Origin of the sequence: Paramagnetospirillum caucaseum, assembly GCF_000342045.1 — a bacterium.
GTDB lineage: Bacteria > Pseudomonadota > Alphaproteobacteria > Rhodospirillales > Magnetospirillaceae > Phaeospirillum > Phaeospirillum caucaseum.
In genome coordinates, this window is record NZ_AONQ01000054.1 from 1 (window position 1) to 23,227 (window position 23,227).

General features: G+C 62.7%; 23 protein-coding genes and 2 tRNA genes. 14 read left to right on the forward strand and 11 right to left on the reverse strand.

Annotated features, from left to right (window positions below):
- Window positions 1-335: 335 nt before the first annotated feature.
- Window positions 336-428: transfer RNA gene (locus H261_RS16710), tRNA-Ser, on the reverse strand.
- A gap of 181 nt (window positions 429-609) precedes the next feature.
- On the opposite strand from H261_RS16710, the gene H261_RS16715 reads away from it, so the two are divergent.
- The 4 genes from H261_RS16715 to H261_RS16730 all read left to right on the forward strand — a co-directional run bounded on the left by H261_RS16715 (window position 610) and on the right by H261_RS16730 (window position 3,436).
- Window positions 610-897 (forward strand): hypothetical protein, encoded by a 288-nt coding sequence (locus tag H261_RS16715; RefSeq protein WP_008619825.1) that lies wholly within the window; start codon window positions 610-612, stop codon window positions 895-897.
- A gap of 332 nt (window positions 898-1,229) precedes the next feature.
- The gene (locus H261_RS16720; RefSeq protein ID WP_008619826.1) at window positions 1,230-2,480 is read left to right on the forward strand and encodes a tyrosine-type recombinase/integrase; all 1,251 of its coding nucleotides are present in this window, start codon (window positions 1,230-1,232) and stop codon (window positions 2,478-2,480) included.
- 78 nt (window positions 2,481-2,558) lie between these two features.
- Window positions 2,559-2,762 (forward strand): helix-turn-helix domain-containing protein, encoded by a 204-nt coding sequence (locus tag H261_RS16725; protein ID WP_008619827.1) that lies wholly within the window; start codon window positions 2,559-2,561, stop codon window positions 2,760-2,762.
- 227 nt (window positions 2,763-2,989) lie between these two features.
- On the forward strand, window positions 2,990-3,436 hold the full coding sequence (locus tag H261_RS16730) for a hypothetical protein (RefSeq protein ID WP_008619828.1): 447 nt from the start codon (window positions 2,990-2,992) through the stop codon (window positions 3,434-3,436).
- Window positions 3,437-3,566: 130 nt separating this feature from the next.
- On the opposite strand, the gene H261_RS16735 is transcribed toward H261_RS16730, so the two are convergent.
- Window positions 3,567-5,405: a hypothetical protein gene (locus tag H261_RS16735; RefSeq protein WP_008619829.1), complete on the reverse strand. Its 1,839-nt coding sequence runs from the start codon at window positions 5,403-5,405 to the stop codon at window positions 3,567-3,569.
- 178 nt (window positions 5,406-5,583) lie between these two features.
- On the opposite strand from H261_RS16735, the gene H261_RS16740 reads away from it, so the two are divergent.
- Entirely contained in the window at window positions 5,584-6,027 is a 444-nt protein-coding gene (locus tag H261_RS16740) for a hypothetical protein (RefSeq protein ID WP_040476757.1), read from the forward strand.
- Window positions 6,028-6,160: 133 nt separating this feature from the next.
- Here the strand turns inward: H261_RS16740 and H261_RS16745 are convergent, their stop codons facing one another.
- The 3 genes from H261_RS16745 to H261_RS16755 all read right to left on the reverse strand — a co-directional run bounded on the left by H261_RS16745 (window position 6,161) and on the right by H261_RS16755 (window position 9,413).
- Window positions 6,161-7,114, reverse strand: coding sequence for a hypothetical protein (locus H261_RS16745; RefSeq protein WP_040476759.1), 954 nt, complete (start codon window positions 7,112-7,114; stop codon window positions 6,161-6,163).
- Window positions 7,115-7,650: 536 nt separating this feature from the next.
- On the reverse strand, window positions 7,651-8,544 hold the full coding sequence (locus H261_RS16750; RefSeq protein WP_008619832.1) for an S-4TM family putative pore-forming effector: 894 nt from the start codon (window positions 8,542-8,544) through the stop codon (window positions 7,651-7,653).
- Window positions 8,541-9,413, reverse strand: a complete 873-nt coding sequence (locus H261_RS16755; RefSeq protein WP_040476760.1) for an SMODS domain-containing nucleotidyltransferase — start codon at window positions 9,411-9,413, stop codon at window positions 8,541-8,543. Before H261_RS16755 ends, H261_RS16750 begins: the two co-directional genes overlap by 4 nt.
- A gap of 443 nt (window positions 9,414-9,856) precedes the next feature.
- Here H261_RS16755 and H261_RS16760 point away from each other — a divergent pair, with 443 nt between their 5' ends.
- Window positions 9,857-10,822, forward strand: a complete 966-nt coding sequence (locus tag H261_RS16760; RefSeq protein WP_008619835.1) for a PGN_0703 family putative restriction endonuclease — start codon at window positions 9,857-9,859, stop codon at window positions 10,820-10,822.
- A 254-nt stretch (window positions 10,823-11,076) separates the two neighbouring features.
- Window positions 11,077-11,889 (forward strand): DHHA1 domain-containing protein, encoded by an 813-nt coding sequence (locus H261_RS16765; protein WP_008619836.1) that lies wholly within the window; start codon window positions 11,077-11,079, stop codon window positions 11,887-11,889.
- 88 nt (window positions 11,890-11,977) lie between these two features.
- Here the strand turns inward: H261_RS16765 and H261_RS16770 are convergent.
- The 5 genes from H261_RS16770 to H261_RS16790 form a co-directional block, all read right to left on the reverse strand.
- Window positions 11,978-12,067: transfer RNA gene (locus tag H261_RS16770), tRNA-Ser, on the reverse strand.
- A gap of 115 nt (window positions 12,068-12,182) precedes the next feature.
- Window positions 12,183-12,704 carry a translation initiation factor IF-3 gene (infC, locus tag H261_RS16775; protein WP_008619837.1) on the reverse strand — a complete coding sequence of 174 codons (522 nt, stop codon included), beginning with the start codon at window positions 12,702-12,704 and terminating at the stop codon, window positions 12,183-12,185.
- Window positions 12,705-12,806: 102 nt separating this feature from the next.
- A complete protein-coding gene (gene thrS / locus H261_RS16780) occupies window positions 12,807-14,723 on the reverse strand; it encodes a threonine--tRNA ligase (protein ID WP_008619838.1) in 1,917 nt (638 codons plus the stop codon).
- A gap of 64 nt (window positions 14,724-14,787) precedes the next feature.
- On the reverse strand, window positions 14,788-15,744 hold the full coding sequence (locus H261_RS16785) for a glycosyltransferase family 9 protein (RefSeq protein ID WP_008619839.1): 957 nt from the start codon (window positions 15,742-15,744) through the stop codon (window positions 14,788-14,790).
- Window positions 15,744-16,940 (reverse strand): glycosyltransferase family 4 protein, encoded by a 1,197-nt coding sequence (locus H261_RS16790; protein WP_008619842.1) that lies wholly within the window; start codon window positions 16,938-16,940, stop codon window positions 15,744-15,746. Before H261_RS16790 ends, H261_RS16785 begins: the two co-directional genes overlap by 1 nt.
- A 16-nt stretch (window positions 16,941-16,956) precedes the next feature.
- Here H261_RS16790 and H261_RS16795 point away from each other — a divergent pair, with 16 nt between their 5' ends.
- Both H261_RS16795 and H261_RS16800 read left to right on the forward strand, forming a co-directional pair.
- The gene (locus tag H261_RS16795; RefSeq protein WP_008619844.1) at window positions 16,957-17,763 is read left to right on the forward strand and encodes an alpha/beta hydrolase; all 807 of its coding nucleotides are present in this window, start codon (window positions 16,957-16,959) and stop codon (window positions 17,761-17,763) included.
- A gap of 68 nt (window positions 17,764-17,831) precedes the next feature.
- Window positions 17,832-18,242: a hypothetical protein gene (locus H261_RS16800; RefSeq protein WP_008619847.1), complete on the forward strand. Its 411-nt coding sequence runs from the start codon at window positions 17,832-17,834 to the stop codon at window positions 18,240-18,242.
- 1 nt (window position 18,243) lies between these two features.
- Here the strand turns inward: H261_RS16800 and H261_RS16805 are convergent, their stop codons facing one another.
- Window positions 18,244-18,462 (reverse strand): hypothetical protein, encoded by a 219-nt coding sequence (locus H261_RS16805; RefSeq protein ID WP_040476761.1) that lies wholly within the window; start codon window positions 18,460-18,462, stop codon window positions 18,244-18,246.
- A gap of 152 nt (window positions 18,463-18,614) precedes the next feature.
- Between H261_RS16805 and H261_RS16810 the strand changes: the two genes are divergently transcribed.
- The 5 genes from H261_RS16810 to H261_RS16830 are packed head-to-tail and all read left to right on the forward strand — an operon-like array spanning window position 18,615 to window position 23,220.
- Window positions 18,615-20,276: an ATP-binding SpoIIE family protein phosphatase gene (locus tag H261_RS16810; RefSeq protein WP_008619858.1), complete on the forward strand. Its 1,662-nt coding sequence runs from the start codon at window positions 18,615-18,617 to the stop codon at window positions 20,274-20,276.
- The gene (locus H261_RS16815) at window positions 20,273-20,599 is read left to right on the forward strand and encodes an STAS domain-containing protein (RefSeq protein ID WP_008619859.1); all 327 of its coding nucleotides are present in this window, start codon (window positions 20,273-20,275) and stop codon (window positions 20,597-20,599) included. The genes H261_RS16810 and H261_RS16815 overlap by 4 nt, the downstream gene beginning before the upstream one ends.
- Window positions 20,600-20,603: 4 nt before the next feature.
- On the forward strand, window positions 20,604-21,419 hold the full coding sequence (locus H261_RS16820) for an MlaE family ABC transporter permease (RefSeq protein WP_008619860.1): 816 nt from the start codon (window positions 20,604-20,606) through the stop codon (window positions 21,417-21,419).
- The gene (locus tag H261_RS16825) at window positions 21,419-22,261 is read left to right on the forward strand and encodes an ABC transporter ATP-binding protein (RefSeq protein ID WP_008619861.1); all 843 of its coding nucleotides are present in this window, start codon (window positions 21,419-21,421) and stop codon (window positions 22,259-22,261) included. The genes H261_RS16820 and H261_RS16825 overlap by 1 nt, the downstream gene beginning before the upstream one ends.
- The gene (locus H261_RS16830; RefSeq protein WP_152426923.1) at window positions 22,258-23,220 is read left to right on the forward strand and encodes an MlaD family protein; all 963 of its coding nucleotides are present in this window, start codon (window positions 22,258-22,260) and stop codon (window positions 23,218-23,220) included. The genes H261_RS16825 and H261_RS16830 overlap by 4 nt, the downstream gene beginning before the upstream one ends.
- Window positions 23,221-23,227 lie beyond the last annotated feature (7 nt).

Here is a 23,227-nt window from a genome sequence, read left to right on the forward strand (position 1 = left end):
GCTTGGCCGTGCCTGATGCGGATGGCTCTTTCTGGGCCAGGACGGCTGTTGACCGTCCATTCCACTCCCAGACTCCAGCCCGCGCCAATAATAACAGCGAAAAGGTCAACAGCTTTTGGCGTCACAACGCCTTGAATTACTTGCAACTTTAAATCCCGTACCGTTTGGCGGCAGTCAACAGCTTCCAGAGAAACAGGGCGGGAGAGAAGAGGAGATTGGTTAAAAATGCGCTGTCACAAGACCTGAAGGTCAACAGCTACTGACCTAAAACGGCGCAGAGCCTTGGGCTTTCGCCCAAGGCTCTATGCGTCAGAGAATCTATTCTTTAGAAGTAATGGCGGAGGGAGAGGGATTCGAACCCTCGATACGGCTCAACACCGTATACACACTTTCCAGGCGTGCGCCTTCAACCGCTCGGCCACCCCTCCGCATCGTCCGCGCCCGGCGTTCCAGGTTCGGCGAAGGGCGGGAAGATACACGAGGGAGGGAGGGCATGCAACCCCCCTCGACATTCGTCCAATATCACCGAAAAACGGTTGAAATTCAGATTGCTTCGGCGCAAACCTATATTCATCCGTGAGATAAAGGCTCTAATCGTCGGGGGCATACATGTTCTTCGGGCGTGTGATGGGTTGGCTGCTGATCGGCCTCGCCGTGATCATGGCGTCGGCCGACGCCGTGCTGGCCCTGGGTCCGGCCGAATATGCCGGCATCATTACCGCCGACGTCGTCACCCTGATCGCTGGCCACGCGCCCGACACCACCGATGCCGGCAGCGCCCTGGCCGTGGCGCTGCTGGACATGCCCGCCTGGATGGCCGTCGGCCTGTTGGGCCTCAGCCTGTCCATCGCCTGCCGCAAGCGCCAACGCCAGCGCCGCTTCGTCTTCCGCCGCTGAAGCCTCCCGCCCCCAGGGCCACCACGGCGGCGTTGCGGCGCCCCGCGATCGCCTCGACATGCGCCGGTCCATCCGTGGGCTGATTTGCGGGCTGAAATGAAAAACCGCGCTCAAGGGCGCGGTTTTTCCAGGCAATTGGCGGAGGGGGTGTCCGCCTCACGCTTGTTCGCCCGTGTTCAGGCGTGATCCGAAAAGCGCGAAACTCCTCAATAAGATAGCGGTTGTTTGGTTGGACGTGTTCACCCACGTTTGATACAATTCCGCCCACATTGATGGGTCATTTGATGGGACAATGTTGCTATTTTGTTCCATCCCCTCCCTGGGGAGCCAGCATGGCGCGCAAGATGAAGCAACTGACCGCCATGGCGGTGTCCAAGATGAAGGAACCCGGCCTCTATGCGGACGGGGGTGGCCTTTATCTGCGGGTCGGCCCGACCGGGGCAAAGTCCTGGATATTCCGCTATATGCGCAACCGTCACCGCCGGGACATGGGGCTTGGCCCAGAGCACGCGATCAGTCTGGCCGACGCCCGGCTCAAGGCCGAGGAACTCCGCAAGCAGTTGGCAGAGGACCAAGACCCCCTTCAGATGCGCGACGACCAGCGACTTGCCCGGAAACTGGAAGCGGCCAAGACCGTCACCTTCAAGGAATGCGCCGAGGACTATATCAGGGCCCATGCCCCCGGCTGGCGCAATGCCAAGCACGGCGACCAGTGGCGCAATACCTTGGCGACCTACGCCTATCCCACCATTGGCGATTTGCCCGTGCAGAGCATCGACACCGGCCTTGTCCTGAAAGTCATATCGCCCATCTGGGAGAGCAAGACCGAGACTGCGACACGGGTACGGGGCCGCATGGAATCCATCCTGGGTTGGGCGACGGTTCGCAGCTACCGTTCAGGAGACAATCCCGCTCGGTGGAAGGGACACTTGGACCATTTGTTGCCGCGACGAGCCAAGGTCCAGAAGGTCGAGCATCATCCTGCTCTGCCCGTCGAGCAGATGGGATCGTTCATGGCGGCATTGCGCAAGCAGGATGGGATTGCCGCCAAGGGGCTTGAACTTCTGATCCTGACCGCCGCCCGAACTGGAGAGGTCATGGCCGCTCGTTGGAGCGAGTTCGACCTTGAAAAGAAGCTGTGGACCATTCCGCCCGAACGCATGAAGGCGGGCAAGGAACACCGCGTTCCGCTGTCCAAGGCCGCCCTGTCCATCGTGAAGGCAATGCAGGAGGCCGATTTATCCGATGAATTCGTGTTCCCCGGCACCCGCCCCAAGAAGCCCCTTTCCAACATGGCGTTCCTGCAACTTCTGAAGCGGATGAAACGTGCGGACCTGACCTCACACGGATTCCGCAGCACCTTCCGGGATTGGGCGGCGGAGCGGACCAACTACCCCCGCGAGGTGGCCGAAATGGCCCTGGCCCACGTCGTCAGCGATAAGGTCGAGGCCGCCTATCGGCGCGGCGACCTCCTCGAAAAGCGATATCGCTTGATGGAGGATTGGGCCAAGTTCTGCGCCGTGGAAATCCAGGAAGGCAACATCCTGCCCATCGGACAAGGCAAAGCAATCGGCGGCATTTGATCGCCCTCCGCCCAACTGTGGGGCCGAGGGGGCCGCAGCGCATATCCCGCATCAACAACTTCGATGCGGATATTCGCCATGAAATTCAATGAGATCACCAAAGAAAAGCCCGGATCTTTGTCGGTGAACGACTTTTGCCGCTGGGCGGGAATCGGACGCACCGCCGCCTATGCTGAGATGAAAGCCGGTCGCCTGACCGCCCGGAAGTTCGGACGACGCACTTTCATCCCTATGGTCGAGGCCGAACGCTGGCTGAATAGCCTGCCGCCCCAGCGAACCTGATCGTGCCCCTTGGCTTCAAGAACATGGCTGCGCCCCTCAACCAGGGCGCGGCCATTTCTATGCAAACTCGCTGCTGGCCTATGAAAAAAATCAACTGCTCCACCGCTGTTCACTCGCGGGGACAAAGACGCATATAAACTGTCGCCCCACTTAATTCATTGAAATCAAACGAGAAATGAAACGACAACCGCTCCTGCGAAAAGAAACTGTCCTTAAGGAGAGAACCCATGATGCCCCCCATTCCAGAAGATGCCCACTTTTTTGCCGTGTACCGCGCCCAGATGCAGGCCGCCAACAGGCTCATCTGGCAGTTGCGGGAACGGCCTATCCATTATGCCGTTTTCATCGAAGCCCTTTGTGCCCAGCAGCACAACGAGGGCTACTTACGGCTGGAACCCAAAAAGCTCGCCTCGGATTTGGGCATTGATCCCGAGCTGGTTCTTGATGCGCTCCGGACTCTGCAAACCATGGGCATCCTGATCCCGCACCGGGACGGTTGGGGCGTGTGCGATAAGCTGGCCATCAATCCACATCTGGCATGGAAAGGGCGTCCCGACATCCGCAACCTGCGAATTCGCTCCGCACGGCCAATTGGGGAGGCGTCTCCCTTAGCCTCCGACATGCCCAATGTGATCTTGATGAGGGATTGTATCGTGCCGCGCCCGAAAGCTTAAATCGGCACTCGCACCAGCGGAGATGGCGAAATCAGGCTCTCGGTTGCGTGATCGCAGGAGGGCGCGAGAATCGGGGTGTATAGTCACCGATCCCCCCACAGAATTCTCTCCAACACATTGAACCACATTGCTATTTATCGTCCTTGCTACAATCACTTTCTGCACTCGTTCTGAGACGGCCAGGGACCAGGACTCGCTTCCGTTTTCTCGTCCCGGTTACGCCCACAGGCTTGGGGGGCTTGATGGCCTTTGTCTTCTTGGCGGGAGCCTCGGCAGTTCCCTGGGCCTTCGCAAGTTCTTTGTCGAAATCCTTACCTTGCAGGCGATACAACTCCCGCGCCTGATCGAGGAACGCCTGATAGTAACGCCCGCTGTAAAGGGCGCGCACGTCAACGGAGGTATTGAGCATCTCCAGCGCCGACTTGAATTTCGGCGCCCTGGTGAGGATGGCCTCGTTTATGAACCCCCTTGCCCGGCGCGAGGCAGACAGATTCCGTGACATCCCCACCCGATTGGAACACCCGACATGGCCGGGGTCCTGCGGGAAGAAACGAACGAGATCGCCCAGGCACACGCCTTCGAATTCGCGCTGTCCCCGCCGGACCTGGGTGAATTTATCGGTTCCTCGAAGGCCCTTGCAAAGGTATTCAAACCACAGCCATTGGGTGTAGAGGCATCGTACCCGCCGGACATCGACATCTCTGGTCCGGGGCTGCCTCAATTTGATATCGACGGCCTTCGGGGTGCCTGGGGCGGGGTTTATCGTGGACCTCTTGTTCAGTGACCATTGGGCATAGGCACGGAACTCCTTGGCATACCGGGGCGTCACGAAGAGCAGCACATGCGAGTGAAGCCCGGCCAGAGGGCTATTTTCATTCGAGTAAATCCAGGCCGTCTCAAAGCCACGCTGTGCGCACCAATCCCGGAGCCGTCGCGTGAAGCCGAGAAGTTCGCGCGCCACTTCATCGTGGTCCGTGTAACCCAGGGCCGCCCACAAGATAGTGATGTGGCAATTGAGTATAAGGCCGCATCGGTTGGCAAAGGCGACGGCGGAGTACAGATCGACGAATTCGTCGCCAGTGATATAGCTTGACGGGCGGAGAGCGCCTAAATTGAGGCCAGCCTGCAAACTCATGTCTGGGGCAACTTTATAGGTGCGGCGGCGAAAGTGCACCTTGCGGGCGTAGACGTGAGGACGTTCCCGTTGAAGGTCTGCCCAACTCTTGACGTCGAGGTCAATGCCTTCGCCTCGTTCACCATAGGTGGCGACCAGCAACTCAGAATAAATGCCGTTCGCCGCGCTGACACCCTTCATGGCCCTCTTTATGGCCCGAGGACTATTCCCCACACCATTTTCCCAGAGGATGCGGGCACGTTCTTCAGCGGAATAGGTGTGCCAGGGGGTGTCATCTTCGTCATCGGGCGCGGCGGGATCGACTATCGGAGCTGCCTTCTCCTGGGGAGGCGGAGACGCGGACTTGGGGAGGGACAAATCCCCAAGGAGCCGCGAGGCGACCCCAGGGACGAACTGGCGGCCCCGGCCCCGAGGTTTGTCCGGCTCGCCACCGGATGCCTTGGGCATCTTCTCCCAGCGTTCCCGGTAGAGCCATTGCCTCTCCGGTTGGGGTGGCGGCGGAGACGTGGATTTGAACCCAGGGACGAACTGGCGGCCCCGGCGACAGGATTTATCCGCCTCCCCCCCGGACGGCTGTGGCGGCGGAGACGCGGACTTGGGGAGGGACAAATCCCCAAGGAGCCGCGAGGCGACCCCAGGGACGAACTGGCGGCCCCGCCCCTGAGGTTTGTCCGGCTCACCACCGGACGCCTTGGCCTTGGCCATTTGCTCCCAGCGTTCCCGGTAGAGCCATTGCCGCTCAGGCTTTGGCGGCGGATCATCTTCCCGGTCGGGAACGAGGTCCTCGACGGATTCGTCCGTCTCAAAATAGTCGTCGTCGCGCCGATTGGGCATGGCTCACCTTCCTGGAAGCTGGAAGCCGCAAGAAGGATCGCGCAATGGTGCAGCGGAGAAAAGAAGGGGAGGCGAGCCAAGGCCCGGCATCTCCAGATGCGGCAGATGAAAGATAAGACGCCGGGCGCGGGCGTCAAGGCCAGCCTTATTGTAAATCTGCCGGAGCGTCTTCCGAACAATGTACGGAAAGGGCAGCCCCCATCGGCGCAAGGAGATCGGCATGACCCCCGCAAGTGTGGGCATCTTCTGGGGCATTCCCCTGGACGAAGGAGGGTTTGTCCTGTTGGCGGATAAAAGCCCCTGCGACCAGGGAGAACCGTATGGGGACGCCATCACCCATCCCATTGGCCATGCGGAATTCTGGGAGGACCTTGCCCGGCTGGGGCCAGCGGGGCTGGAACGGCACGGCTTGCCGACCGCCCCCGCATGGCACCCCTATGAAGCGATACCCAGGGGAAGGGTGGTTTATTGGCCGAAGGAAGGGCGATTCACCATCTACGCCGACCGCCGTCTCCAAACCCGATCCTTTATCGCCCGGATCGTCGCTGAATTCGGCATCCCCACGGATCGATATGTGGTGCGTTTCGATCCCCATTACCGGGCGGCGCGCGACCTTCCATAGTCACCGCCGAGGCTGTAGCACCCCGCATAACAAACTGAAAAAGAATGAGAAATGCAGACTGTCCGAGACAACAATCTGCACTCCTCTTTCGTGCCCCGACCCGAAGCAGGCCGAGGGGCTCGCTCCCATCCCGTCAGGGTAGCTTGCGGTAGTTCCCCAGGAACGTGGCGTTCATGCCGCAACTGGCGCTGCATCCGCCCACAGGGTCATCGGCAACGGATAGCGATGCGGCACCGGAGGGCTCGACCCGCAACTCGACGCCGCACTGTTTGGTCGCGTCCTGCAACCGGCCTCGCCCATTCTCGAACTTGCCCTGGAGCGTGATATCGCAGGTTTGGCCTTGTGAACTGACCGTACCGATATCGGCAACGACGAGTCCTGGATCACGCCCACTGAGAATCGACATTTGTCCATTGGAACCGTCCTCAACATATTTATACCTCCCGACGACCGTCGTTTCGGTGACAGGGCCGGACGTGGGGGCTTGTTGAACCGGGGGAGGCTCTTGCGGAATGAGCTTTGTAGGGATGTCCGTCGGGGTGATCTTCCGGACGAAGCCGAGATTGGACGCGTCCCCGTTGTTGAAGACCAGACTTATCCTGAAGGATTCCCTCTTGGCGTCCCAAACCTGCATCAAGGACCATAGATTCCTCTTACCGCCAGGAGGCGCGGCATCGAGGTTGATCACATCATTGTCGCCGTCAACGCTCTCGATTCGGACGGGTATTTTATATCCGGCCATTCCGACGTATTTGTCCGGACCATCCAGACTCACCACGTACAGCATGTTGTCCCGCGACCGCCATACCCCGCTCACGTCTTCCAAGATCGAATTGGGGGAGTCGGAGGGGATGAGATAGGCCGCCCCTCCGAGAGCGACCAGGGCCGCGACGATGAGCGCCAGCCCCTTCTGGTACAGCGGGCTTGCACTGGTCCGCTCCAATTGCGCTTGCGCCCCCGGTGCCACCTTCCGGGCCACAGCATTGGTTCCCTTGTTGACGAGATACACCACCGCGAACAGCACCAGCGCGGCGGAGACGATTATGACGGCCTTGCCATACGGGCTTGAGAACAGGAAATGCAGCATCGTTTCCCCCAATCGGACATGGGGCGCGTGCATGGCTGGAACTGGAATATCCCTTGCCCCCGCGCTCCCGCTCCGGCGCCTGCTGGCGCCGGGCGGTTGATCGCGTGGCACATGAGGTTTTCACGAACACGCCCTGCTGATTTCCCACAGGACAACGGTCACCCGCCGTCCTGCTGGACGGGTGTTGTATTCGCAGGCCACCCGGCAGAGCGGGAGACCTCATGTGCAAGGCGCGATCAAACGCCGGGGAGGATGATAAGGGAACGTCTGGGGGATGGCTACCCTCGACGTTTGTGGGCAGAGGGCTGGTCCAAGGATGGTCACTCGAGACCACTTCCTGTATGGGCCGTGAACGGAAGAGCGGATTTGGAGAGGCGGGAGCGGGTGACGCGGATCTTCGAATTAAGTGCGGCGTCACCGAAATCCACCACAGCTCCCGAATCTGCCCCAAAAATCACCGCCATTATTCGTGGCAATTGGAGCATAATCCACCGGGACTCAGAATTAGTATAAACAGAAATGCAAGAGAGCTCTATTTAATTAATTGCTTCCGCCACGAGCTCTTTAGCCGTCTTATTCATCAATGCCTCATGCTTGCCCCTAAACCATCGGAACAAGAAGTCAAAAATCGGCGGGTTCTTCTTTCTATGATCGAAAATTTGGTCTTGCAGCGTTCTGCATTTGAGCTTCACTGCGCCAGCATCTCCACCAGCCACAGCATCCGCCCAAATTTTTTCCGATAGCTCTTTCAGCTTATCCAATCTATCGGCGGCATCACCATGCTCCGTCATTTGGCGATAGCCAAAAACATAAGTTGATGCCAGAGGGGCGAAGACATAAGCTAAGAATTCAAACATATCTTTTTTTTCATACAAACCATATCCAATCAATACAAAAGCAATTCCAGCCATGAAGACCCGAACCGAAAATGTGTACTTCCTCCTCATTCTCGCATCCCACCATACGTTTGATCTCTGACTGATTATGATCCCAAATATTTCTGGAACACTATCTATTACGACAGGATACCATTCCCGCAATCCGGAAGTGTCTTCATCGGAGAGCCCATGCCTCTCCGCTTCCTCATGAATCATTTCGCGCTCTGGCTTTTTTCCAACGGAAATTTCATTCCAATCCAAGCCAAGCACATTTATATCAAAAAGCTCTTGAATTCTTGCAGCACTGTCCCTTAGCCTCTTCACCCAGGGCGTGAATACAAATAGATCAAACACTACAACCAGAATACCCCAGATAGCGACATAGCCCTTGAATTCCGGCTTTACTATCGTGGTGATCGCAGCGCAGATGGCGATAGGGATGCTGAGTAGCATTTGAAAGCCAATAATATTCTTTGCTCTGGAATACAGGTTTCTCTGAGCCGCCAGAAGCTCTACGTTTTCCGGTATTTCTTGTTTTTGGACGATGCTCATAGGTAGTAGGCCGGGAATTTATCGTTATAAAGCAGCCGCCAGGAATCAAAGGCCGTCTTGGTGTCGTTATTCGCTTCAGCCACTCGTGCTTTTTCAGCACGAGTGGCAGCAGTCTTCAGCTTAGAAAGAGCATCCTGCTTGAAGGCATCTGTTTTGCATGGATAGATATATCCAGACACACCCATTGGGTCTTGCATGGCCGCTAATTCATTGCCACTCAACATGGTCAAGATTTGCTTTACATCTATGTCATAGACAATGCTGGATTCACCGTTAGCGTATTTGGCAACCCTCATCTCTAGATAGAACGAATTAATGGGAACATCCCTGTAGTATTTCCATGCTTTTATAAAGCGAATTAGCGGCTTAACTTTCCCACCGTGTTTCTTATCAACTTCTGCAACGTAGTGGTTATGAGCGTCTGGGCTGACCTCCATCCAGCCGCCATTGCCATCGGCTATCTCATAGATCTTGAACCCATTTTCTTCTTTGGTGTAATCAGCGACCACCACTTCTGTATCTTCCGATCTGTACGTTCCAAACGGACAGACGACAGCAGGGGCGCTGACCTTAACACCCGTGTTAGGGAATCGGGTATCAAGCGCGTTTTTTACCTTCACAAGTGATGCGGTTGATGTCTTTGTTAGGACACTAGTTGGAAGGCACGCTAGGTAGTCCACATCGCTATAGCTGTTTATGTTGGTTCCGTTCCCAAATGAACCAATCCTGGCGAACCGATTCAAGCCAAAATTGCTTTTTAGACAAGCTTCAATTGAGGCCCTATGGGACTTTGCTGCCGCTGTTTCTGTGGCAGAAGTTTTGATTTTGTCATGGAAATCACTGAAGCCTTGCTCAATGGTTCGAGGCATGGATTTCCCTTTGTGTGCCAGTTAACCGATATTTCCATTTGAGCGGCCTATCCGCCCCCGATCGACGGCAGGATAGTCCAATCCCGGCCCAACCGAAAGGAGAATCGCGTTGAGACGGCTCTCACCATTGCTGAAGCACAAGGTGAGTCAGTTTTGATTCCGGTGACGGTGCACCACATGGCCTGCCCCGCTTGAACATTCCCTCCTGGCGCAATGGAGGCTTACCCCGCTGCCGCCCTGATGGCCGCTTCCGAGCGCCGAGCTCAGGTCACGGAACGTCCCCCACGGGCGCAAAGCGGCCACTTCGCCGGCGCGCCCCATGTGACCAGGATGTTGGAGTTTAGTACTTCCACCGGGGCCTGCTACTGTCAATTTCTGCCCGCTGTCTCCGAAGCCCGATGACCAGCCCCTTTTGAGGGCGTTCATCGGCAGGAGCCAGCACCATGCACATCGACCGACTTCCCATCATCCCCGAGGCCGTACTCAAGGCCCACAAGGTCAACGAACCGTCCGATACCCGTTTCAGGGCCGCTGCCCGCTTGCTGCAATCGCTGTGGCGTCAGGATTCCGGCCTCCCCATCGGTGCCCACCGCAGCCAGGACGGCAAGCGCCGCAAGCTGGGCAGCCGCATCAACACCACCAGCGCCAGGGACGGGGCCAACTTCCTCAACGCCGACATCGCCAACCTCACTCGCCGCGAGGTGGTTTATCGCGAGGTCGGCGCGATCATCGACCAGGAGCGGCTCTGGACCAACCTGCTGTCCTCGCAACCCCTGTGCTTCAACCTGTTCGGCGGGCTCAAGCTGGACCAGGACAAGGCCAATGCTTTCTTCCGCACCCTGTTCCCCGATTACGTCGAGCAGGTGGAAGGAATCTGGTTCGAGCATTCGCCGGGCCGGGGTGACCCCACCTTCACCGCCGATCACAGCGCCTTCGACGTGTTCGCCCCCATCATCACCACCACGGGCGAAAGCGGCTTTATCGCCATCGAGGTCAAGTACAGCGAAACCATGATGGAGCCGGTGCCTCAGATGAAGCCCCGCTACGATGAGCTTTCGGCGGCAGCGGGAGTATTCTTGGACCCGAACGCCCAGGCCCTTCGGGAAGCCCCGCTCCAGCAGCTTTGGCGCGAACATCTACTCAGCCGGGCCATGGTCGAAAGCGGCCTTTATGCTCAGGGCCGGTTCGTGGTGATCCATCCCGGCCAGAATACCAATGTCGCCGCCGCCGTCCGAGCCTACCGCCGCCATCTGGCTTCCCCCAATCCGGAGGAGACGGGTTTCCAAGCCGTCACGCTGGAAGAGTGCCTGACCACCCTGGCAGCCATTGGCGACCAGGATACGGCGGATGCCCTGCGGACCCGCTACCTGGATTTCGCCCGCATCGACCGGGCCATTTTCGGGGAATGACTGCCCAGCGGGGCCGGACCAGAAATCCGGCCCCAATTTCCCAATTTGGGGGCGCGTTTATAGTCACCACGGCCTGCCTACATCGCCAGATAACATATTGATATAAAGCGATTACTTCCGCCGCCCGCCAGATGAAATCTGCACTTTGTCCAAGGCACTTGGAGGAACCGATGACCGCATTGTGCATTTATCACCGGGGATGTGCCGATGGCTTCGGTGCCGCGTGGGCCGTCCGTCTGTCCCTTGGGGAGCGAGTGGCGTTCCATCCGGGCGTCTATGGCACACCACCGCCGGACGTGATCGGGCGCGATGTGATCCTGGTCGATTTCTCCTACAAGCGCCCGGTGATGGAGGCGCTATGCCGCACCGCCGCCAGCGTACTTGTACTCGACCATCACAAGACCGCCGCCGCCGAGTTGGGCGGACTGGAGGAATGGGCCGCCGTGCAGCCCGTCACCGCCGCCGTAACCGTCCATATCGACATGGAGAAATCGGGAGCCGTGCTGGCCTGGGAGCACTTCCACCCTGGCAAGCCCATTCCCCGCCTTCTCCAGCACGTTCAGGACCGCGACCTGTGGCGGTTCGCACTGCCGGGGACGAGGGAAATCCTCGCCTGCGTTTTCAGCCACCCCTTCGACTTCGACCGCTGGGATGAACTGGCTGAGGAGATCGAGTGCGACCCTACCGCCATCCAGGCCGAGGGTGCCGCCATCGAACGGAAGCACCACAAGGATATCGCCGAGCTATTGAACACCACCACCCGCCCCATGATCATCGGCGGCTATTGCGTCCCTATCGCCAACCTGCCCTACACCCTGGCATCGGACGCAGGACACGCCCTGTGCCGGGGCGACGGTGGAGGCATGGCTCCACCGTTCGCGGGCATCTATTATGACCGACCGGGAGGGCGGACCTTCAGCCTGCGGTCATCCGGCGACTTCGACGTTTCGGCCATCGCCAGGAAATATGGTGGAGGAGGCCACAAGAACGCGGCGGGCTTCACCATGTCGCTGGGGTGGGAAGGCGATTGCGACACCCCCAATCCGTCCGCTGGCGTTCGCCTGTAACCGCAATGCGGTGATGGGACAGATGATGGGTCAGATCCATCACGACCGCCATAAAAGTGTGAATAAACAACACACTAAGGCGAATATATGGCGGAGGGGGTGGGATTCGAACCCACGATGAGCTTGCACCCATACCGGTTTTCGAGACCGGCGCATTCGACCACTCTGCCACCCCTCCACAGGGTTGCTGATCCCCAGGGTCGGTGGGGAGGCGCGGAAAATAGCGTAAAGCCCCTTGCTCCGCAACCCGCTTTGCGCGGGTGCGGAAAAAAGTTCAGGATCCCGGCCGAAGGTTACTTCGCCGAGATCACCATGACCATCTGGCGGCCTTCCATCTTGGGAATCTGCTCGACCTTGCCCAGATCCTCGAGATCATCGCGCACCCGCTCCAGCACCTTCATGCCCAGGTCCTGGTGAGCCAGTTCGCGGCCGCGGAAGCGGAGCGTGACCTTCACCTTGTCGCCCTCCTCGAGGAACTTCCGCATGCTGCGCATCTTGACGTCATAGTCATGGTCATCGATGTTCGGGCGGAGTTTGACCTCCTTGACCTCGATCACCTTCTGCTTCTTGCGGGCGGCGTTCTTCTTCTTCTGATCCTCGTACTTGAACTTTCCGAAGTCCAGAATCTTGCAGACCGGCGGATCGGCGTTGGGGGAGACCTCGACCAGGTCGAGCCCGGCTTCCTCGGCCATCACCAGACCCTCGCGCAGGGTCACGACTCCGATCATTTCTCCGTCGGCGCCCACCAGGCGGATGGAACGCACATCGATCTCGCGGTTGACGCGCGGCCCGTCGTTCTTGGGCGGCGTCTGCATCGGGGGCCTAGCTATAGAACAATCTCCATCGTTTCGAGTACACCTAGTGCCCGGGCGCTTTTCATCGCGGGCCAGGCCGTCGGTTCCAAGGGGCGCCCACCGTCACGCGGGCGGGGTCGCCTCTGCGGCAAGTGTAGCGACTGCCTGATCCAGCGCAACAATTTCTTGGTCTTGGCTCCCCAGGCGGCGCATGGCGACCTGGCGGCTTTCCGCCTCGCGCTTGCCGACCACCAGCATCACCGGCACCTTGGCGACGGAATGTTCGCGGACCTTGTAGTTAATCTTCTCGTTGCGCAAGTCCAGCTCGACCCGGATGCCGGCGGCCTTAAGAGCAGCCTCGACCTCGCGGGCGAAGCCGTCGGCCTCGGACACGATGGTGGCGACCACCACCTGGGTGGGCGCCAGCCACAGGGGGAAGCGCCCGGCGAAGTTCTCGATCAGGATGCCGAGGAAGCGCTCGAACGAACCCAGGATGGCCCGGTGCAGCATCACCGGGCGTTTCTTGGCGCCGTCCTCGGCCACATAGGCGGCATCCAGGCGCTCGGGCAGCACGAAGTCCACCTGCAGCGTGCCGCATTGCCAATCGCGGCCGATGGCGTCCCTGAGCACGAATTCCAGCTTGGGGCCGTAGAAGGCGCCCTCGCCCGGATTGAGCACCGTCTCCAGCCCGGCGGCCTTGGAGGCCTCGAGCAGCGCGCTTTCCGCCTTGTCCCAGGTCTCGTCGGAACCGGCCCGCTTGGCCGGGCGGTCGGAGAACTTGACGCGGACGTCGGTGAAGCCGAAATCGGTGTAGACCTCCTTCAGCAACTGGCAGAAGGCGATGGTCTCCGAGGTGATCTGGTCCTCGGTGCAGAAGATGTGGGCATCGTCCTGGGTGAAGGCGCGCACCCGCATGATACCGTGCAGGGCGCCCGACGGCTCGTAGCGGTGGCACGAGCCGAACTCGGCCATGCGCAGCGGCAGGTCGCGGTAGCTCTTGATGCCCTGGCGGAAGATCTGCACGTGGCAGGGGCAGTTCATGGGCTTCACCGCCAGGTGGCGCTCGTCCTGGGTCCTGATGGTGAACATGGACTCGGAGAACTTGTCGGCGTGGCCCGAGGCCTCCCACAGGGAGAAATCCACCAGCTGCGGCGTCTTCACTTCCTCGTAATTATTGGCCTCCAGCCGGCGGCGCATATAGCTTTCCACCGCCCGGTAGAGCGTCCAGCCCTTCTTGTGCCAGAACACCGAGCCGGCGGCCTCCTCCTGCTGGTGGAACAGCTCCATCTCGCGGCCCAGGCGGCGGTGGTCGCGCTTTTCCGCCTCTTCCAGCATGTGGAGATAGGCGTCCAGCTCCTTCTTGTCGAACCAGGCGGTGCCGTAGATGCGCTGGAGCATCTCGTTCCTGGAATCGCCGCGCCAATAGGCGCCGGCCAGCTTCATCAGCTTGAAGGCCTTGCCCAGCTTGGCGGTGGACGGCAGATGGGGACCGCGGCACAGATCGATGAAATTGCCCTGGCGGTAAAGGCCGATCTTCTGGTCGGCGGGGATCGAGGCGATGATCTCCGCCTTGTATTTCTCGCCGGAATCCTCGAAGAACTTGACCGCCGCGTCGCGGTCCCATTCCTCCCGCGTGATGGCCTCGTCGCGGTCGACGATCTCGGCCATGCGCTTCTCGATCTTCTCCAGATCGTCGGGGGTGAAGGGGGTCGGGCGGGCGAAGTCGTAGTAGAAGCCGTTCTCGATGGAGGGACCGATGGTCACCTGGGTCTCGGGATACAGCTCCTTCACCGCCTCGGCCATGACGTGGGCGGCGTCGTGGCGCAGCAGTTCCAGCGCGTCGTCGCCGCTCTTGGACGTGATGATCGACAGGGCGACGTCGCGCTCGATCAGCGTGGCGAGATCCTTCATCTCGCCGTCGATGGTGATGGCCAGCGCCGCCTTGGCCAGACCGGGGCCGATATCCTTGGCCACGTCCAGGCCCGTCACCGGGTGATCGTATTGGCGGACCTTGCCGTCGGGCAGGGTGATGGCGACCATGACACTCTCTTTCACGCGTGGGAACAAATCAGGGGGAGGGAGTCTAAGGACAAACGCGTCCGAGTCAAGGTGCGGGCAGCATCCCGCCCAGCGCCGCCTCCACCTCGGCCTCGCCCAGATCGGCCAGCGAGGAGCGGCGCAGCACGGTGACGTTGCCCCGGGGGGCGCACAGTGCCGGGTCGGATCCGTGGGAAAACAGCACCACCGAAGGGCAGCCGCCGGCGGCGATCAGGTGCATGGGGCCGGTATCGTTGCCCAGCGCCGCCTCGGCGCGCCGCGCCAGGGCGATGATGTCGGGCAGTCCGGTCTTCTCCGCCAGATCCACCGCCTGGGGACAGACGGCGCGGATGGCGTCGATCTCGGCCCGCTCCTTGTCCGTGCCCAGCAGGACGGGCGTGACGCCGCGCTCCGCCAGCCAGAGGGCGACGCGGCCAAAGCGCTCCGCCGGCCAGCGCTTGGCCGGACGGTGCGGCGCGCCGCCGGGAACCAGCAGCACGAAGCGCCCGGCGATGTCGAACCGCCCCGGCGCGGCTTCCGCCCAGGCGAGGTCGGGCGGCGGCACCTTGGCGATGCCGGCCATGGCCAGCTGCTCGCGCTGGCGCTCGATGGTATGCATGGAATCCCGCTGGGGATTGGCATGGGGGTGCGAGCAGCCCCTGGCGATGCCTGACCATTCGGGAATGTTTGATTGGCCGCCGACGCGGCCGGGCCCGCCCATCAGCCGGAAATACCAGGACGAACGGTCCGAGGTCTGCAGATCGTAGACCCGCCGGAAGCGGCCGCCGCGCAGGCGGGCGGCCAGGGCCAGCACCTTGTCCAGACGCCACAGCGGCGGCTTGTCGTCCAGCCACACCGCGTCGAACCACGGGCAGGCCCGGGCCAGCTCGGCGAAGGGACGGGTGGTCAGCAGGGTGATGCGGGCGCCGGGATGATGGGCGCGGATAGCGGCGAAGGGCCCCATGGCCTGGACGAAATCGCCGAGCGCGCCCAGCTTGATGACCAGAATGTCGGTGGCCGCCATCACTCCGCCTGCGGAGCGGCGGGCAGGCCCAGCACCTCGCGGTAAACGTCGAGGGTGCGGGCGCACATGGTTTCCTTGGAGAATTTGCCCCGGACGAAATCCATGGCGTCGCGGGCCATCAGGTCGCGCTCCTCGGCCGACAGCGCCAGGAAGCGGTCCAGCGCCTGGGCCAGCGCCGCCGGATCGCCCGGCGCGGTCAGCCAGCCGGTGCGGCCGGGCAGCACCGTCTCGTCAGTGGCGCCGTGGGCGGTGGCGATCACCGGGCGGCCCATGGCCTGCCCCTCGACGGCGATGCGGCCGAAGGCTTCCGGATCGGTGGAGGCCGAGACCACCACGTCGGTCAGCATGTAGGCGGCGGGCATGTCGTTGCACTCGTCGGCCAGATGAACCACGTCGGTGAGGTCGCGGCGCTTGATCAGCTCCACCAGTTCCTCGCGATAACCGGTGCGGCCCTGGTCGGAGCCGACCAGCAGGCAGCGCACGTCGTGGCGGCCCAGCAGGGCCAGGGCCTCGATCAGCACCGCCTGGCCCTTCCAGCGGGTCAGGCGGCCGGGCAGCATGATCACCTGATAGCCGTCGGGCAGCCGCCATTTCTGGGCCAGCTGGATGATGCGCTCGGGGCTGACACGGGCGGGATCGAAGCGCGACATGTCGATGCCGCGATGGACGACGCGGACGCGATCGGCCTCCAGGCCGTAGACCCGGCGGGCATGCTCGGCGATGAAGTCGGAGATGGCGATCACCTTCTCGCCCCGGGTCATCACGGCGTTGTACTTCTGCTTCAAGCCGAACCAGCCGAGATTATAGGTGCCATGGAAGGTGGTGACGTAATGGGCGCCGGTGGCCTGGGCGGCGATCCAGGCGCTCCAGGCCGGGGCGCGCGAGCGGGCGTGGATGATGTCCACCCCGTTGGCGGTGACGATCTCGGCCAGCTTCAGGGCGTTGGCGCGGATGGTCAGCGGATTCTTCGACGCCAGCGGCAGGGTGATGTGCTCGGCCCCGGCGCGGGTCAGCTCGCGCACCATGGGGCCGCCCTCGGAGGCGACGATGGCCTTCCACCCGGCTTCGGCCAGGGCGACGGCCATGTCCACGGTGCCGCGCTCCACCCCCCCGGTGACCAAGGCGGGCAGCACCTGCATCACGACCGGTTGACGAACGGTCTGGGTTGGCGCTTCGATGGGGGCGACGTGATCCATGGATTTCCGAGCGGCGATGACAAACAACCTTGACGACAACCTTGACCCGAAGGCGGGGCAGGCCGGGGGAGGGACGCTGACACGTCCCGACGGCGCGACAATCGCCTACCGCAGGCTGGAAGGCAAGACTCCCGGCGTGGTGTTCCTGCACGGCTACCATTCCGACATGGAAGGAACCAAGGCCCTGGCGCTGGAGGAGATGTGCCGGGCAGCGGGCCGCGCCTTCCTGCGCTTCGACTATTTCGGCCACGGCAAGTCCTCGGGCGACGTGGCTCACGGCACGGTGGGACGCTGGGCCGCCGACGCGGTGGCGGTGATCGGCCGGCTGACCGAGGGACCGCAAATCCTGGTGGGCTCCAGCCTGGGCGGCTGGGTCGCCCTGCTGGCCGCGCTGGAACTGCGGGACAGGGTGGCCGGGCTGGTGGGCGTCGCCGCCGCCCCCGACTTCACCGAGGATTTGATGTGGCAGGATTTCAGCTTCGAGCAGCGCCGCACCCTGATGGAAACCGGCGAACTGGAGTTGCCCAATTGCTACGAGCCGGACAATCCCTGGCGCATTCACCGCTCGCTGATCGAGGACGGCCGCAACCACCTGCTGCTGCGCGACCTGATCCAGCTGCATTGCCCGGTCCGGCTGATCCAGGGGCAGAAGGATGAGGACGTGCCCTGGGAAACCGCGTTGCGGCTGGCCGATTGCCTGGCCTCGGAGCATGTGGAGATTATCCTGGTCAAGGACGGCGACCACCGCCTGTCCCGCGATTGCGACCTGGTCCGCCTGACCAACGTGGTATCGGCCATGCTGGGCGCCATCCAAGAGTCGTAGGGTTAAAACCCTAGTTCCGTTCCGATGCAAACCCGGATAGGATTCGGCAAAGTCGTATCGGGAAGCCCATGAGACTGCCTGTCATTCTTGCTTCGGCGCTGGCCCTGGGGGGCTGTTCCCTGGTCACCCCGGACCGTACCGCCGAGGACCTTCGGGCCAATGCCGACACGCGCACCGCCCTGCGCACCGCCATGACCCCAGCCAACGCCTGCCCCAAGGTGGCGCGGATGCTGTCGTGGTGCGCACGCGGCCCCAACTACCATTACCGCTGCCAGACGGCCCTCAACGGCAGCCGCTCCGAACTGGTGGGGACGCTGGAGGCCATCTTCCGCACCGAAACCCTGCTGGTGGTGGACTTCGTCCGCAAGGGCAACGAGACCGAGGTCAACGTGCAGCAGCGCGACGGCGTCCTGATCTACGAATACACGCCGCTGATCGAGAAGCATCTGGCCGGCAGCCTGGACTGCCGGCCGCCATGAGTCAGCCGTTGCGCCGGACGAAACTGTCGGGATCGAGCAGGGTGTCCGCCGCCACCGTCATGGTGCGCCCGCTGCCGCGGTCGATCAGGCGGACGTGGCGGGGGATGTCGGCGTAATCGAAGATCCGCTCCACCGTCCAGTCGCTGCCATAGGTTCCAAGCTTATGAAAAACGTCGCCGGGCGCGATCCCCGGACCGGCCTTGCCTCGCGAAAACAACATTCCCAGCCCCAATACCTGATGCATCCTTCCCGCCCGCCCTCCCTTTACACGGGCGGAACGGAGAAAGTCGAGCCCTGCGTATATTTTTTTGCATCTACAGATTCCGCCATCTAACCATTTGGCCGTTTCCCCCGTCCTTGGCATGATGGGGCATGCCGAGCCCCCTTCCCGAGACAGATTCCGCCAGCCATCTCGACCTGATCGTCGAGATGACCGGTGATTTCGCCCATTCCCACGACGTCGAGGCCACCCTCCGCCTCGGCCTGGAGCGCATCGCCGAGCGGGTGGGGGCGGAAGCCGCCTCGCTGTTCCTGACGGACGAGGAGACCGGCGAACTGGTCTGCCGCGCCAACATGGGGCCGGTGGACGTCATCGGTCTGCGGCTTCCCCCCGGCACCGGCATCGTCGGGCGCACCGTCGACCTGGGCGTACCGCAACTGGTGAAGGACACAAGGCGCGATCCCGATTTCGCCGGAGCAGTCGACGCCGCCACCGGCTTCGAGACCCGCTCGATCCTGTGCGCCCCCATGGCGGTGCGAGGCCGCAGGCTGGGGGCCATCGAGCTGTTCAACAAGAAGGGCGGCACCTCATTCTCCCTGACGGATTCCCGCCTGCTGCAGGCCCTGGCCGCCAGTTCCGCCCTGGCCCTGATCAATGCGATGCTGGTGGCCGACATGGCCGAACAGCAAGGCCTGAAGCGCGAGCTGGAGCTGGCCTCGGAGATTCAGCGGGCCATGCTGCCGGGGCCGCAGCCCGACCAATCGCCCATCCACGGCATCAACCTGCCGGCCCGGGGGGTGTCGGGGGATTTCTTCGAGATCCTGCCCCTGTCCGGCGGGCGGCTGGCCTTCGCGGTGGGCGACGTGTCGGGCAAGGGCATGAACGCCTCGCTGCTGATGACCAAGACCGCCAGCCTGTTCCGCTGCCTGGCCAAGCGCGAGGACGGGCCGGGCCGGATACTGGCCGCCATCGATTCCGAACTGCACGAGACGCGGCTGGCCGGCATGTTCGTCACCATGGCGGCCGGCGTGCTGGACCCCGCCAGCGGCAAGGTCGTGCTGGCCAATGCCGGGCACGAGCCGCCGCTGCTGTTCCGGGACGGCGTCTTCACCCCCATCGAGGGCGACATGCCGCCCTTGGGCATCGCCCCGGAGCTGTTCGAGGGCGGCTGCCCCGAGACCGAGATCGAGCTGGACGGCGGCACGCTCTACCTGTTCACCGACGGATTGACCGAGGCGCGCGTCGCCGGCGGCGACATGCTGGGACCCGAGGGGGCGCGGCGGATGATCCGGGATGCCGCCGCCCTGCCGGCCGGCGAACGGCTGGAGGCGGTGGTGCGCTCGCTGGACGACACCGGCAGCTTGCGCGACGACGTTACCCTGATGGTGATCGAGGACCGCCGCCCCGCCGGGTTCGAACGCCGCTATCCGGCCCGGCCCGAGGAACTGGCCGCCATCCGCGCGGCGGTGGGCCGAACCGTGCGCGCCCTGGGCTGCGGCGAGACCATGGCGGGCGACATGGTGCTGGCGGTGGACGAAGCCTGCCAGAACATCATCCGCCACGCCTACAAGGGAGAGGCCGGCGACATCGTCCTGCGCCTCGACCGTGAAAATGATCGGCTGGTCATACGACTTATGGATTTCGCTCCCGCCGTGGATGTGGCTAAAATCCAGCCACGGCCGCTGGACGAGTTGCGGCCCGGGGGATTGGGGACACATCTGATGCGCTCGATCATGGATCACGTGGATTTCCTGGCCCCGCCGGCCGGGATCGGCAACCTGCTGCAAATGGTCAAACGGATCGATCCGACATGAAGATTGAAACCCGCCCCGCCGGCACCGCCACAATCCTCGTCCTGTCGGGCGAGGTGGATTTGCGCCACTCTCCCAACCTGCGCAAGGCGCTGATGGAGCTGATGCTGGAAAAGCGCGCCGTGGCCGTCGATCTCTCGGGGGTGGAATACATCGACAGTTCCGGCATCGCCGGGCTGGTCGAGGCCTACCAGATGGCGCGCAAGAACGGCACCCGCTTCGTCCTGGCCGCCATCAGCGATCCGGTCCGCCGGGTGCTGCAGCTGGCCCGCCTGGACCGCGTCTTCACCATCGCCGACACCGTCGAGACGGCCCTGGAGGGATGAACCGTTGAGCGCCGACGCCGAACCCAGGGGATTCATCGGATTTCTCGACCGGCTGGGACGCCGGACGGCGACCGGAATCGCCGAATTCGGCTTCGGCGCCTCGCTGCTGGGGGAATGCCTCTACTGGCTGGGCATGGGACGCAAGCGCCGCCAGCCGGTGCGCCTCGCCCCGGTGGTGGCCCAGGCCATGGAGATCGGCATCGGGGCGCTGCCCATCGTCACCGTCCTGTCCGCCACCATCGGCATCATGCTGGCCATCCAGGGCATCTACACGCTGCGCCTGTTCGGCGCCGAATCCAGGGTGTCGCTGGGCGTCGCCATGAGCGTGGTGCGCGAATTCGGCCCGCTGATCACCGGTATCTTAGTGGCGGGCCGCTCGGGCTCGGCCCTGGCGGCGCGGCTGGGCACCATGCGCATCAACCAGGAGATCGACGCGCTCACCGTCATGGGCATCTCGCCGGTGCGCTTCCTGGTGGTGCCGCCGCTGCTGGCCATGCTGGTGATGCTGCCGGCGCTCACCCTGTGGTCCGATCTGGTGGGGCTGTTCGCCGCCGGCCTCTACATCGCGCCGCAACTGGGCAGCTCCATCGGTGCCTATGTGGACGAGATGACCGACCTGGTGCGGCTCAACGACGTCTGGCACGGCCTGGGCAAGAGCGCCATCTTCGCCGTGATGATCACCGTGGTCGGCGTGGTCAACGGCGCCTCGGTCACCGGAGGGGCGGAAGGGGTCGGCCGCATGACCACGCGGTCGGTGGTGCACGCCATCTCGGCCATCGTCATCACCGACATGGTCTTCGTCTTCATGGTGACCCGCTGATGAGCGCTCCCGCCAACAGCATCGAGATCAGCAATCTGGCCACCCATTACGGCAACCGCCAGATCCTGCACAACGTGTCGCTGACCGTGGGCAAGGGCGAGATCATGGTGATCATGGGCGGCTCGGGCTCGGGCAAGACCACCCTGCTCAACCATCTGCTGGGCCTGAAGAAGCCCAGTTCCGGCACGGTACGCATCCTGGGCCACGATATCGCCAGGCTGTCGCCCATCGCGCTGCAGCGGCTGCGCACCCGCACCGGGGTGGCGTTCCAGTCGGGCGCCCTGTTCAGTTCCATGAGCGTCGGCGACAACATCGCCCTGCCACTGCGCGAGCACACCGGGCTGGACGAGACCACCATCGGCATCATGACCCGCCTCAAGCTGGAGGTGGTCAGCCTGGCCGGGTTCGAGCACCTGAAGCCCGCCGAGCTGTCGGGCGGCATGATCAAGCGCGCCGCCCTGGCGCGGGCCATCGTCATGGACCCGGAACTGCTGTTCTGCGACGAGCCGTCGGCCGGGCTGGACCCGGTGGTGGCGTCCAGCATCGACGACCTGATCCTGCGGCTGCGCGACGCCATGGGCATGAGCATCGTGGTGGTGACCCACGATCTCGACTCCACCTTCAAGATCGCCGACCGCATCTGCGTGCTGGACAAAGGCCACGTGCTGGCGCTCGACACCGTGGACGCCATCCGCTCCAGTACCGATCCGCGCATCCAGAACCTGCTGAACCGCCGGACCGAGGATTCCGAACCCGACGCCGAATCCTATCTGCGCCGGCTGATCGGCGGCCCCGCCCATCCTCCCCCTCCCCCCTCCCCGACCCGGACCCCGCGCCCATGAAGGATTCCCGTATCAACTACGTAATGGTCGGCGGCTTCGTGCTGGCCATGCTGGTGTCGCTGGTGGTGGTGGTGGCGGTGCTGACGGGCCGGACCGGCGGCACCCAGTCCTATTACACCCGGCTGGCCAACGTGGCCGGCATCAAGTACGGCACCAAGGTCACCTTCGAGGGCTTCCCGGTGGGTCAGGTGGAGAAGATCGCCCCCCTGCACGAGGGCAACGCCACCGCCTTCCGCCTGGAGGTCTCGGTGGCCGACGACTGGCGCATCCCCAAGGATTCCCAGGCCCGCGTCGCCGCCTCGGGCCTGCTGGCAGCGGCGACGCTCGACATCAGGGGCGGCGTCTCGCCCGAGATGCTGGCCCCCGGCGCCGATATCCCCAGCGGTCCCGCCGCCAACATTTTCGCCGCCATGAACGACATGGCCGGCCAGATCACCGACCTCAACCAGACCGCCCTGAAGCCGCTGCTGTTCAGCCTGAACCAGCAGGTGGGGTCGCTCGGCGCCATCCTGGAAAAGCACGCCCCCGAACTGGTGGCCAACCTGCTGGTGGTCACCAACGACCTGGCGGCCAAGACCCCCAGGATCACCGCCGACGTGGAGAAGATGACCGGCACCCTGTCGGGCAAGGTCATCAACGATTCCAACGCCGAGCGCATCCGGGAAACCCTGACCAACGCCGCCCAGCTGTCGGCCGGGCTGCAGGACAGCCGCAAGAAGGTCGACGCCATGCTGACCTCGCTCGACAAGTCCATCACCGGCAACCAGGACAATATCGACCAGTCCATCAAGGAACTGCGCCACACCCTGCAGGCGGTGTCGCGCTCCATCGATTCGGTCACCTACAACCTGGACGGCACCACCCGGAACCTGCACGAATTCTCGCGCCAGATCAGGGAAAATCCCGGCGTGCTGATCGGCGGAGCCAAGCGGGGCGAGGACGGCCCGGGACGGAAATGAAGGCCTC